The 11,677-nt window shown below is 71.4% G+C and carries 12 protein-coding genes; all 12 read right to left on the bottom strand.

What is annotated here, in order from left to right:
• Window positions 1-81: 81 nt before the first annotated feature.
• The 12 genes from ACGF5C_RS24735 to ACGF5C_RS24680 all read right to left on the bottom strand — a co-directional run bounded on the left by ACGF5C_RS24735 (window position 82) and on the right by ACGF5C_RS24680 (window position 10,484).
• Window positions 82-1,038, bottom strand: a complete 957-nt coding sequence (locus tag ACGF5C_RS24735; RefSeq protein ID WP_393305246.1) for an amidohydrolase family protein — start codon at window positions 1,036-1,038, stop codon at window positions 82-84.
• A 170-nt stretch (window positions 1,039-1,208) separates the two neighbouring features.
• Window positions 1,209-1,982, bottom strand: a complete 774-nt coding sequence (locus ACGF5C_RS24730) for a GntR family transcriptional regulator (protein ID WP_393305244.1) — start codon at window positions 1,980-1,982, stop codon at window positions 1,209-1,211.
• A 188-nt stretch (window positions 1,983-2,170) separates the two neighbouring features.
• Entirely contained in the window at window positions 2,171-3,052 is an 882-nt protein-coding gene (locus tag ACGF5C_RS24725; RefSeq protein ID WP_393305242.1) for a fumarylacetoacetate hydrolase family protein, read from the bottom strand.
• Window positions 3,052-3,462, bottom strand: coding sequence for a RidA family protein (locus ACGF5C_RS24720; protein ID WP_350712641.1), 411 nt, complete (start codon window positions 3,460-3,462; stop codon window positions 3,052-3,054). Before ACGF5C_RS24720 ends, ACGF5C_RS24725 begins: the two co-directional genes overlap by 1 nt.
• Window positions 3,463-3,489: 27 nt before the next feature.
• Window positions 3,490-4,023 (bottom strand): cupin domain-containing protein, encoded by a 534-nt coding sequence (locus ACGF5C_RS24715; protein WP_363704988.1) that lies wholly within the window; start codon window positions 4,021-4,023, stop codon window positions 3,490-3,492.
• Entirely contained in the window at window positions 4,020-4,391 is a 372-nt protein-coding gene (locus ACGF5C_RS24710; RefSeq protein ID WP_357695882.1) for a cupin, read from the bottom strand. Before ACGF5C_RS24710 ends, ACGF5C_RS24715 begins: the two co-directional genes overlap by 4 nt.
• Window positions 4,384-6,024: an FAD-dependent monooxygenase gene (locus ACGF5C_RS24705; RefSeq protein WP_393305240.1), complete on the bottom strand. Its 1,641-nt coding sequence runs from the start codon at window positions 6,022-6,024 to the stop codon at window positions 4,384-4,386. The genes ACGF5C_RS24710 and ACGF5C_RS24705 overlap by 8 nt, the downstream gene beginning before the upstream one ends.
• Complete coding sequence (locus ACGF5C_RS24700) at window positions 6,021-6,755, bottom strand: SDR family NAD(P)-dependent oxidoreductase (RefSeq protein ID WP_393305238.1); 735 nt, start codon at window positions 6,753-6,755, stop codon at window positions 6,021-6,023. The genes ACGF5C_RS24705 and ACGF5C_RS24700 overlap by 4 nt, the downstream gene beginning before the upstream one ends.
• Window positions 6,756-6,784: 29 nt before the next feature.
• Window positions 6,785-7,864, bottom strand: a complete 1,080-nt coding sequence (locus tag ACGF5C_RS24695; protein WP_393305236.1) for an Ldh family oxidoreductase — start codon at window positions 7,862-7,864, stop codon at window positions 6,785-6,787.
• Entirely contained in the window at window positions 7,861-8,661 is an 801-nt protein-coding gene (locus tag ACGF5C_RS24690; protein WP_393305234.1) for an ABC transporter permease, read from the bottom strand. The genes ACGF5C_RS24695 and ACGF5C_RS24690 overlap by 4 nt, the downstream gene beginning before the upstream one ends.
• Window positions 8,658-9,425: an ABC transporter ATP-binding protein gene (locus ACGF5C_RS24685; protein WP_393305232.1), complete on the bottom strand. Its 768-nt coding sequence runs from the start codon at window positions 9,423-9,425 to the stop codon at window positions 8,658-8,660. Before ACGF5C_RS24685 ends, ACGF5C_RS24690 begins: the two co-directional genes overlap by 4 nt.
• A gap of 60 nt (window positions 9,426-9,485) precedes the next feature.
• A complete protein-coding gene (locus ACGF5C_RS24680; RefSeq protein WP_393305230.1) occupies window positions 9,486-10,484 on the bottom strand; it encodes an ABC transporter substrate-binding protein in 999 nt (332 codons plus the stop codon).
• Window positions 10,485-11,677 lie beyond the last annotated feature (1,193 nt).

Here is an 11,677-nt window from a genome sequence, read left to right as displayed (position 1 = left end):
GCCACGACGGGCCGCTCTCCGGCCCCGGCGCCGGGTGACGGCGGCAGCGGCAGCTCGACGGCGTCCGCCGCCATCGACCCGTCACCGACCGCCGGGTGCCCGCCCCAGAGCCCGCGCCGCGTTGTCGGTGGCCACCTGCCGGGCGTAGTCAGCGCCCCGGTGTGCCACGGTGGCGGAGGGAGCGTCGGTGCCCATCGGGAACGGCCAGTCGCTGCCGAGCACCAGCCGGTCCGCGCCGAAGACCGACACCGCCAGGTCGACCACCTGCGGGTCGTGGGCCAGATTGTCGACGTAGAGGGCGCGCACCGCCTCGGCCGGGGTGGGCGACAGCACGGGTACGCCCGGTCGGGTGGTGGTGTGACCGCGCTCCCAGCGCCCGACCACCGCCGGCACGCAACCGCCACAGTGCACCAGCACGAACCGGATCCCCGGGTGCCCGCCGAGCACCCCGCCGAAGACGAGCTGGGCCACTGCCACCGTCGTCTCGACCGGGTTGCCCAGCAGGTTGGCCAGGTAGTAGGGCTCCAGACGGGGGTCCGTCGAGTGCGCGGGGTGCAGTTGCACGGTGCGCCGGTCCGCGTCGAGACGCTGCCACAGGGGGCGCAGCGGCGGGCCGTCGAGCGGCCCGACGTCTCCACCGGCGGCACCCACCACCCCGGCCCAACGGTCGTCGGCGGCGATCCGGTCGTACTCGGCGAGGGCCACTTCGGGATGTTCGAACGGCAGGTACGCCAGCGGGGTGAGCCGGGGCCGGTCGGCGACCACGGCGAGCAGGCCGTCGTTGACCGCACGGACCCACGCCGCCGCCTCCGGCCCGGACAGCCGCTGGCGGTAGAAGGGCGGCGGCACGCTGACGATCGCCTCGTCCAGCCCTGCCTGGTCCAGGTGGTTCTCGAGCCGGTCCGGGTGGTACAGGTCGGGCGGGCCGACCCGTTTGCCGCCGAGAACGGCGGCGCCGTCACTGTCGACCGCGACCCCTGGCAGGTTGGCCGGGCGCAGGTCGGGGGCGAGGTGGGCGTGCATGTCGATGCCAGGCAACGGGGGCTTCCTAACGGTTGGCCCGACCGGCGGTCACGACGGGACGCGCCGACGGTACGGGATGGTGGCTGGCGTGGCCGCTCACCCGGCGGCGGACGGTCCGTCGGGGCGGAGGTGCCCCGACGGTTGGAGGGCGGCGCCACTACCGGTTGACGCGGTGGCGCCGGCGGTCAGCTCCCGGTACGCGCGCTTCCCGGTGCCCGGGCGGCGGGCACCGCCGCGGCGTCGGTGTTCATCTTGCCGATCACCCGGTCGGCCGCGTGCTGGATGTGGACCTGCACGGCGGCCACCGCCGCCGCCACGTCCCCCGCCACGCACGCGTCGAGGATGGCCCGGTGCTCGCGGACCCGCTCCTCGTTCTGCCCCGTCGGGATGACCGTCGCGAACCGGTACCGCTCGCTGTTCTCCCAGACCGGTTCCAGGCCGCGCAGCAGCCAACGCGATCCGGCCGCCCGGTAGATGGTGAAGTGGAACTCGGTGTGTGCCCTGCGGGCAGCCGTGGCGTCGCCGCGCGCGGACGCGGCGACGTGTTCGTCGAGGGCCGCCTCGGCCCGCCGGGCGTCCTGCGCGGTGAACCGGGTCGCCGCCCGCTCGATCAGTGCCGTCTCCATGGCGATCCGGGTCTCATGGGTGTCGACCGCGTCCTCGACGGTCAGTGGCATGACCCAGGCACCCTTGTGCTGGACCACCTCGACCAGGCCGAGCGCGGCCAACCGGCGGATCGACTCGCGGACCGGGCTCATGCTCATACCGAGCAGGTCGGCCATCTCGTTGAGGCGCAGCGGGGTACCGGCCGGCAGCCGGCCGGTGAGGATCGCCTCGTGCAGGACCGCGGTCGCCGAGTCGGCGAGGGTGCGGTGCTGTCCGTCGGCTCCACCGGCACCGGCCCGGCCGTCGTCGTCGTTGGCGTCGCTCAGGACGGATCGACGATGCGTTGTTGCCACGGGTTGCCTCCGGATAGGGCCGCTGGTGGATGCCGTGCTCGTCCCGTTCTCGCGGGACATGATCCATGTTCATGGGGTGCTCGGGTGATCCCACAAACGCATCAGGGCCCTGGAAATGGTACCAATTTCGTCGCTGTGGAATGGTGCGGGTCGGCGCCGCGCTGCGCCGCCCCGCACCCGTCGTGGGGTCAGTGCAGCTTCGTCAGTCGCACCCGGTTGCGCAGCTCACCGAGCGCTTCCACCCGGGTCACCACCAGGTCCCCGTCGGTCAGGAAGACCTGTGGGTCACGGGCGTTCCCGATGCCGCTCGGCGTGCCGGTCAGCACCACGTCGCCGGCCCGCAGGGTCATCCCCCAACTCAGTTCCGCGATGATGCGGGCGAATGGGAAGGCCATCTGCCCGGTCGACGCGTCCTGGAGCAGCACGCCGTTCACCTCGCACTGGATGCGCAGGTTCGCCGGGTCCGGCACCTCGTCCACGGTGGTCAGCCACGGCCCGAGCGGCATGGTGGCGTCGATGCTCTTGCCCTTGAGCCACTGGCCGCCGTGCGCGCGTTGCAGGTCGCGCTGCGACACGTCGTTGGCCACGCAGAACGCCGCCACGTACGACAGCGCGTCCGCCTCGCTCACCGAACGGCAGTCCGCACCGATGACCAGCGCCACCTCCGCCTCGTAGTCCCACTTGGCGGAGAGTTGCGGGTCGTAGGCGATGTCGTCGTACGGGCCGACGACCGTGTCCGGGCCCTTGGTGAAGAAGGTCGGGTGCTTGGGCCGTTCCGCGGGGTCCTGCCCTTCCCGCTTGCCGCGCGACTCCTCGAAGTGGTCCCAGTAGTTCCAACCGGTGCAGAGAATGTCCCGGTTGAACCGGCGCAGCGGCGCGTCGAGCCGGACCTCGGCCAACGGCACCGCCGCGACCTGCCGCGCGGTGGCGCGGACGGCGTCCAACGCGTCCGCGCCACCACGAATCGCCTCGTCGAGGTCGCCCAGCTCGGCGGGGAGCACGGCGACGGTGTCGCCGTCCACCACCCCGATCCGCCGGCCGGTCTCGGTACGAACGCTGGCGAACTTCATCAGGCGTCCTGCTCGTCGTCGATCACGCCGATTGCGTTGATCTCGATCAGGTAGTCCTTGTTCACGAACTTGGAGACCTCCACCATCGTCGAGGCCGGCGGCTCACCGGTGAAGTACTGCCGGCGCACCTCGTGGATGGCGTGGAAGTCCTCCATGTTGCGGACGTAGACATCCACCCGCACGATGTCCTCCAGCGACCCGCCGGCAGCCGTCATCGCGGCGCGCAGGTTCTGGCAGACCTGGTGCGTCTGGGCGGCGATGTCGCCGACGCCGGTGACCCCGCCCTCGCGGTTGCGGGCGGTCATGCCGGACACGAACACCATCCGGCCCCGCGCCCTGATCTGGGTGGCCTGGGCGAAGTGACCGTTCGGGGCGGCCAGCTCGGGGGAAACAATCTGCTGCTTGGGCATCGTTGTCTTCTCTTCTTCGAGGTGGAGCTAGCGGGCGTCCGCCGGGTCGGTGTACCACTCCGGCTGGGTCGGGTAGTGCGGCCCGTCGTAGATCTCCAGCAGGACGCTCTCTTCTTCGGCGAGCGTGGGCCCGTGCAGGCTGCCCTTCGGGTTCCAGTAGAAGGAGCCCGGGGTGAGGGTGAGCCCGGTGGGCACGTAGGTGTACCGGCCGCTGAGGCAGAACATGAACTGGTTGGACGCGTGTGAGTGGCGCAGCGGGATGCCGGCGCCCTTGCGGAACCGGATCAGCGAGATGGACGCCTCGGTCTCCTCGTTGCGCCACAGCGCCTTGTGGGAGAGGCCGGCCAGCGTCTTGTCCGCCCAGTCCAGCTCGTCGGTCTGGAGCAGGATCTCGCGGAAGCGGGCCAGCACCAGGCCGTCCGGGCCGGGCACCAGTTCCTCCCGCGACCGGTCGGCCGCCTCGCCGCCGTAGTTCGACGGCTCGGAGAGGTTGTTGGCCCACTCCTGCGGGTCGACGCCGGCCGGCACCGGTGGGGTCGGTACGAGCGGCAGGTCGCTCACCGCTCGCCCTGACCGGACACGAGGTTCTCCCCCAGGCACTTCAGCTCGACGAGCCGGCTGCGGTACCGGGTGGTGCCGTTGTTGGTGAGCATGTGGATCTCCCCCGGCTCGCGGTAGACCACCCCGCCGATGGCCTCGTGCACCAGGCGGGGGTCGCCGCCGGCGAGCGCGTCGATCCGGTTGTCGGCGGCTTCCAGCGCGATCACCAGGTACGGGTTGAGGTGGTGGTGCCAGGGCTGCTGCTCGCCGGGCGCCAGGCTGATCTCCCAGACCCGCACCTGGTCGTTCTCGAAGACCACCTGCTGGCCGACGGCACCGAGCTCGACCTGGGTTCCGTCCGGGGCGGTCGCGTGACCGTAGTTACTCATTGTCATCCCTTTCGCAGACGAGGGTGTTCTCGGGCCGGGTCACGGGCGGTGGGCAGCCGGTGACCCGGGCGTAGAGCTGGGCGGCCGTGTCGATGCCGGAGACGGGGTCGAACGGGACGATCGCCGCCACGTGCCCGTCCGGGCGGACCAGCACCAGTGTGTCGTTGTCGACTCCGAAGCGGCGCCGCACCCGGTCTCCCGGGTCGAACAGCGCCCGGTCCCGCAGCCCGGAGTCGTGCGGCGCGTCCCACCGGCTCACCACGTAGTGCCGCAGCGCGGGCGACTCCTGTGGCGGCAGTGCCGGGACCCGGCGCGGGTCGGTGAAGTAGAGCGCCACGAAGGCGTCGGCAGCCAGGTCGTGCAGGTGCACCGTGCCGGACTGGCCGAACAGCGGCAGGTCGGGGCTGCGTGCCCCGGCCAGCACCGGCAGCGGCTCGTCACCGGCGGCGACCATCGACCAGTCGCCCGTGCCGCTCACGTCGAGGCGTACGCCGAGCATGGCGCGGGTGAACGCGTTGCCCCAGTTGCCGGCGGTCATCACCCCCGGGTCGTCCGCGCGCCGGGCCATGTAGGCCCGCGCCGCCGCGGCCATCGCCGCGGAGCCCTTGGTGGCGACCGGTTCCTGCTCGACCTGGTAGCCGTCGAGCAGGCTCGGCTCGGCCCAGCCGCGCAGCACCCAGGCCATCCGCCAGGGCAGGTTGGAGGCGTCCAGGACACCGGTGTTCAGGCCCAGCGCCCACATCGGGGTGATCAGGTGCGCGGCGTCGCCGAGCAGGAAGACCCGCCCGTCCTGCCACCGGTCGGCCACCCGCTGGTGCACGTTGTAGATGTTGGTGCCGACGATCTCCAGGGTCTTGGTGTCCCCGATGAACCGGCGTGCCTTGTCGGCCAGTTCCTCCCGGTCCGGCTCGGCCTGCCCGGCCGGCAGCGGGTAGAGGAAGCGCCAGCAGTGCGGCTGGCGGACCAGGATCATCCACTCCTGGGGATCACCGAAGTAGGCCAGGTACGGGTAGTCGCGCGGGTTCTCCACGTCCAGGTCGACCTTCAGGTCGACCAGCATGTAACGCTCCTGGTACGTCTCGCCCTCGACCCGCGCGCCGATCTGGTCCCGGACGGCGGACCGACCGCCGTCGCAGCCCAGCAGGTACCGCACCGGAACCGTCCGCTCCCCCTCGGCGGTGCGCAGCCGCAGGTCCACCCGGTCCGGGTGCTGGACGAAGTCGAGCAGCCGGTGTCCCATGTGCAGCGCGCCGGGGGCGGTGGCGTCGAGCCGCTGCCGCAGGATCGGCTCCAGCTCGTGCTGCGGGATGTTGATGACGAACGGGAAGCGGGTGTCCTCGGTCAGTTCGCCGGTCCGGACGCTGAGGGTCTGGGTGTTCGTGGCCCGGTCCAGCTCGCCGATCTCGTCGATGCGCAGCGAACCGGCCAGCACGTCGTTCAGGGCGCCGTACCGGTGCAGCACCTCCAGGGTGCGGGTGAGGACGGTGCCGGCCTTGGTGTCCAGCGACAGCCGCTCGTCCTCCTCGAAGATGACCACCGGCACGCCGTAGTGGGCCAGGCCCAGCGCGGTGACCAGGCCGACCGGCCCGGCGCCCACGATGCCCACCGGCAACTGCTCGGTCGTGCTGCTCATTGTGCTTCGCTCCTCGGGTACGCCCGGTCACGGGTGAGGGTGGATCCGGTCATGGTCGCGGCCGGCGAGAGCAGGAACATCAGCGGACCGACCACGTCGGCCGGCGTGCCGATGCCGGTGGCCCGCGCCCAGTGCTCCCGTTCGCCGCCGGTCGGGTTGGCCTGCTGGAACTGCGGGGTGTCCACCACGCCGGGGAAGACGGTGTTCACCCGGATCCGGTGCTCGGCGACCTCGGCGGCGAGCGACTTGGCGAAGGCGATCAACGCCCCCTTGCTCGCCGCGTAGGCCGACGCCTGCGCCCGGCCGGCGGTGGCCAGGCCCGAGGCGAAGACCAGGATGGCGCCCGAGCGGCGGGCGATCATGTCCGGCAGGACCGCCTGCGCGCACCAGACCACCCCGTCGAGGTTCACCGCCAGCGTGCGGCGCCACTGCTCGGGGTCCATGTCGACCACGTCGCACCGCGGCTGCACCGCCGCTCCGGCCACCAGGGCGTCGATCCGGCCGTGCTCGGCGAGCACCCGGGCGACCGCGGTGTGCACCGCGTCGCGGTCGGACACGTCCACCCGGTGCTCGTGCACCCGTCCGCTGGGGTGCGGCTGACCCGATGTCACGTCGAACACCACGGCCGTGCCCCCCGCGTCCGCGTACGCGTGGGCGAGGGCGGCGCCGATGCCGTTGGCGCCCCCGGTGACCACGAGCACCTCGCCGGTGGCGTCGAAACTGGCCTGCATGACTTCCTTTCCTCCTTCGTCGACCGGGGTCAGCCGGCGCTGGGCGGTGGCGGGAGCGGCACGCCCAGCCCGGCGGCGACCTCCACCAGTCCGGCGAAGACCGACGGCTGGAGCGCCACACCGTCGCGCGACGCCCGGTCGTACCGGTCGGCTTCGATGTCACCAGGCAGGTGGACCCGCTCCGTGCCGGGCGCCAGCGCGGAGCCGAGCACCTGGTCGGCCAGGTCGGCGACCCGGCGGGCGAGTTCCTCCGCGTCCTCGGCGAACGCCTCGGCGTCCAGGGCGAGGAAGAAGTGCGCGCAGTCGTTGGGCACCGACACGTCGGCGTAGAGGCCCTGGACGCCCCGGCCGTACGCCCCGCCGGACAGCACCCCGGTCAGTACGTCGATCATGAGCGCGAGACCGTATCCCTTGTGGGCGCCGGACGGCAGCAGCAGTCCCTTGAGCGCGGCGGCCGGATCGGTGGTGGGCCGCCCCTGCGCGTCGGTCGCCCAGCTCGCGGGGATCTCGCGGCCCTCACCGGCGGCCAGCCGGATCTTGCCGAGCGCGGCCTCGGAGAGCGCCACGTCGAGGATCACCGGCTTGCCGCCCGCGCGGGGTACGCCCACCGCGAGCGGGTTGTTGCCGACCACCGCCGAGGCGCCACCGGGGGCGGGCATCAGCGGGCGGGTGTTGGCCGCCGCGATGCCGACGCAGCCGTTGTTCGCGGCGAGGTCCACGTACCGGAACGCCCCGCCGAAGTGGAACGCCCGGCGGACGGTGACCACGCCGACGCCGTACGTCTGCGCCTTCGCCACCGCCAGCCGCATCGCCTGGTCACCGGTGAGCTGCCCCAGCGCGTGGCCGGCGTCGAGCACCGCGATGGCGCCCTTGTCGCGGACCACCTCGGCCCGCTCGGCCCGGCTGACCGAGCCGGCCCTGATCCGGTCGACGTACATCGGCAGCAGCATCACCCCGTGCGAGGGAATTCCCCGCATGTCGGCGTCCACCAGGGAGCCGGCGACCAGGCCGGCCGCCCGCTCGGAGTAGCCCAGTGCGCCGAAGACCGAGGCGACGGCGTCGGTGAGCCACCGGACCGGGACCGTCGACGGGAAGTCCGGCGCGGTCATGACCGGTCCGCCCACGGTACGAAGAACCGCTCGACTGCGGCGAGCAGGTAGAACAGCACGACACTCAGCACCCCGAGCAGGATCATCGCGGCGAAGGCCAACGCGGTGTCGGCGCTGGCGCCGGAGGCGACGATCGCGTAGCCCAGCCCCTCGGTGGCGCCGACGAACTCGGCGATGACCGCGCCGATGACGGCGAGGGTGATGGCGAGCTTGAGACCGACGAAGAGCTGCGGGATGGCGGCCGGCATCCGGATCATGCGGAACGTCTGCCACCAGTTGGTCTTCAGCGACCGGCCCAGCTCCACCAGGTCGGCCGGGGTGGAGCTGAGGCCGGCGGCGGTGGAGATGACGATCGGGAAGAAGCAGACCAGGAAGACCAGGAAGACCTTGGGGAACTGGCCGAAGCCCATCCACACCACCAGCAGCGGCGCGACGGCCACCTTCGGTACGGCGTTGAGCATCAGCAGCAGCGGGTAGACGGTCCGTTCCAGCATCCGCGAGGCGGTGACGATCAGCGCCAGCGGCACCCCGACCGCGATGGCCATCAGGAAGCCCAGCAGCGTCTCCCAGAGGGTGACCAGGGTGTTGTCCCACAGGTAGGCGGACTCCTCGACCATGGTCTGCGCCACCTGCCCCGGGGACGGCAGGATGAAGCTCTCCACCTCGAAGACGACCGTGATCGCCCACCACAGGGCGGTGGCGGCCACGACGCCGAGCACGGGCGGGAGTTGCTGGGCCCAGCGGCCTGCGGCGCGTGACTGGTCGCGGCCGGTACGGCGGGATTCGGTGACCGTCACCGTGCCACCTCCTCGGGGGTCATGAGCAGGTCGTGCAGTTGGGCGCGCAGCACGCCGAGTTCGGCCGAGTGGCCGTCGCGTCCCAGCGAACGCGGACGGGCGATGTCGATTCCCACGATCTGCCGCAGCCGGCCCGGTCGCGGGCTGAGCACGACGACCCGGTCGGCGAGCAGCACGGCCTCGTCGACCGAGTGCGTCACGAAGAGCACCGTCGAGGCGTGCTTCATCTGGAGGCGCTGGAGTTCGACCGTGAGGTCGGCGCGGGTGAGCGCGTCGAGGGCGGAGAACGGCTCGTCCATCAGCAGCACGCGTGGCTGCTGGATGAGGGCCCGGCACAGCGAGACCCGCTGCTGCATCCCGCCGGAGAGTTCGTGCGGCAGGCGCTTCTCGAAGCCGTTCAGCCCGACCATGTCGAGCAGTTCGTGTGCGCGGGTCCGGGCGTCCCGTCGGTCCTGCTTGAACACCTCGGTCGGCAGCAGCACGTTGTCGATGACCGACCGCCACGGCAGCAGAGCCGGGCGCTGGAACATGAAGCCGATGTCCCGCCGTGGCCCCCGGATCGGGGTGCCGGCGACGGTTATCTCGCCCGAGGTGGCGGCCTGGAGGCCCGCCACCAGCCGCAGCAGGCTGGACTTACCGCACCCGGACCGCCCGACGATCGCCACGAACTCGCCGTCGGCGACCTCCAGCGACACGTCACGCAGGGCCTCCACGTCACCGGCCCGGGTGCGGTAGATCTGCGAAACGTTACGAATTCCGATCATGGTTTCGCCCCTCGCGGTGCGCGCCGCAACCAGCCGCGCGCTCCGCCGTCGAAGAGGAAGTTATGGCCTTGCGATGTCGTAGACGCCGATGTCGTCGGCGTTCGGCGTCGACTTGAGGGTGCCGGTGCCGGCGAGCAGCTTGATCATCGCCTCCACCCGCGCCCGGTCCAGCTTTCCGGCCGGTCCGCCGTCGCCCAGGACGTACGGCTTCATCTCGGTGAGTTCGGCGGCGGCGACCTTCTCGTCGGCCGTCCGGTCGTGCTTCTTGAGCAGCTGGGCGGCTTCCTCGGGGTGCTCCACCGCGTAGAGCAGGCCCTTGACCAGCGCTGCCGTGAACTTCTCGACCTCGGCGCGGTTGCTTTCCAGCTTCGCGGCGGAGACCAGCAGGCCGTTGCCGTACAGGTCGGGAAGCTTGTCCGCGTACGGCAGCATGGTGACGGTCTTGCCGCCGGCCGCCTTCTCCAGCAGCGGCTTGCCGGCGGCGAACTGGCCGATCGCGTCCACCGAGCCGGCGGCGAGCAGCTGCGGGAGCGACTGCGGCGAGGACGGGACGAACTTCACCGACTTCGGGTCGATGCCGGCCGCCTTGGCGTACGCCGGGAAAATGATCATGTTGGTGGAACCGGAGCTGTCCGCGATGCTGGCGCCGGGCAGCTTCTCCGGCGAGTCGATCGCCTTATCCAGCGAGGCGATGCCGGCCATCGACCGCTGGTGGATGGCAGCGACCACGCGCACCGGCATCTTCTCGTTGGCCAGCGTGGTGATGACCCCGGAGAGGTCGCCGGGGCCGTAGTCGGCCTGCCCCGACCCGATCAGCTTCATGACATCGACGGTGCCGGTGCCGGGCTTGATCGTGACGTTGAGCCCGGCCTCCTTGAAGTAGCCCTTCTCCAGGGCGACGTATGCGTACGCGTCCCGACCGAACGTCCCGAAGGAGGTCAGGTAGGTGACGGAGGCGGCATCGGGGGAACCGGCCTTCTCCGAACCACCACAGCCGGCGACGGTGAGTGTGAGAGCCGCTGCGGCGACGGCCGCGACGAGACGGGTGCGAGCTGACATGAGACCTCCTGCATCGGCGGGATTTATCAAATGTCAAACTTCCCGACTCGTCAAGACCTCGTTTTGGCAACACCGCCCCGCTTCGGCGGTCCCGGCCCGGCGCCCGCACCCCCGCCAAGCCCACTGACCTGGCAGTACGCCCCGCCGACCGCCGGTGGCGTCGACAGTCGACACTGCAGGATCGCGTTACGCGCCGACAGCGAACACGTCGCCGCTCGGCTCGGGTCGGCTGTATGGTGCCGGCATCCGGCCGCTCGAAGGGCCCGGCAACCCCCAACTGCCCGTACGAACGGAGCACCGCCTGGACGGCCTCGCGTTCGTCGAGGAAACACAGATCCGCGAGAAGACCCCCTGGCCATCACGTCGAAGGCCTGCCCGCTGCTCGCCCACATCCCGGGCCTGGTCACCATCCGTGGCAACTGTTCGAGCCAGCGTCGCGTCTGGGACAGGGCCACGCCGAAGCGCCCGCGGTAGGCGCCGGCGAGCGGCCGAGATGGGTGAAGCCCCAGCGGTAGGCCGCCTCACTGACGCTGACCTGCCACGGGTCCGAGCGGCGGGAAGGTTCGTCGTGCACGCCGTCCAGCCGCAGCCGCCGCAAGTGGTTCAGCGGGGACACGCCGACGTGCTGGCACAGAAGGAGCCCTGAAGCACGCGCACGCCGCCGGCAGTGAACTGACGCCATGGCTCGGCGTGCATTGCGTCAAGGGTGCCGCCGCGCGGGGGCGGCGCGAGCCCTGCAGGCCCGCCGGTTCCTCGCCGTTCGGGTGCTCAAGGTCAGGACGAGTCCGCTCGCCACCATGTCACGCCACCCGGCCGCCCTCCGTGGCTGCGCGGCCAAGCCGTCTCGACGGTGGCGCAGCATGTCGATGTCCTCGATCGCTTCCCCGCCATCGGCGATCACCACCCGCGAGTTCGACCGACACCCAGCCAGGAACGCGGGAGGGTGGGTTCAGATCATTGGCGCGTACCACTGAGCACCGGTCACCCGGATCCGCCTCGACTGCTTGCGGTTCCACTCCACCCGCAGCCGTAGCCGAGATACCTCGCCGTCCTCGCTCGCGTGCGCCCGTTAGCGCGTGTTTCGTAAGGGCTTGCCGAGCGGTGAGGTAGGCCCGGCGTGGCGGTGATCGATAAGAGAGGAGGTCTCCGGTAGATCGGTTAGCGACCAAGCAAACCGAAGACCGACCGGAGAC

This window comes from Micromonospora sp. NPDC047620, assembly GCF_043205005.1.
Classification (GTDB): Bacteria; Actinomycetota; Actinomycetes; order Mycobacteriales; family Micromonosporaceae; genus Micromonospora.
The sequence above is the reverse complement of the archived record's forward strand: the minus strand, read 5'-3'. Positions and strand labels throughout refer to the sequence as shown.

Excerpts from the sequence above, each read along its gene's own strand:
- ACGF5C_RS24700 (WP_393305238.1), bottom strand. The coding sequence starts at position 6,755 with ATGCAGGCCAGTTTCGACGCCACCGGCGAGGTGCTCGTGGTCACCGGG.
- ACGF5C_RS24685 (WP_393305232.1), bottom strand. The coding sequence starts at position 9,425 with ATGATCGGAATTCGTAACGTTTCGCAGATCTACCGCACCCGGGCCGGT.
- ACGF5C_RS24725 (WP_393305242.1), bottom strand. The coding sequence starts at position 3,052 with ATGAAGTTCGCCAGCGTTCGTACCGAGACCGGCCGGCGGATCGGGGTG.
- ACGF5C_RS24705 (WP_393305240.1), bottom strand. The coding sequence starts at position 6,024 with ATGAGCAGCACGACCGAGCAGTTGCCGGTGGGCATCGTGGGCGCCGGG.
- ACGF5C_RS24720 (WP_350712641.1), bottom strand. The coding sequence starts at position 3,462 with ATGCCCAAGCAGCAGATTGTTTCCCCCGAGCTGGCCGCCCCGAACGGT.
- ACGF5C_RS24680 (WP_393305230.1), bottom strand. The coding sequence starts at position 10,484 with ATGTCAGCTCGCACCCGTCTCGTCGCGGCCGTCGCCGCAGCGGCTCTC.
- ACGF5C_RS24695 (WP_393305236.1), bottom strand. The coding sequence starts at position 7,864 with ATGACCGCGCCGGACTTCCCGTCGACGGTCCCGGTCCGGTGGCTCACC.
- ACGF5C_RS24710 (WP_357695882.1), bottom strand. The coding sequence starts at position 4,391 with ATGAGTAACTACGGTCACGCGACCGCCCCGGACGGAACCCAGGTCGAG.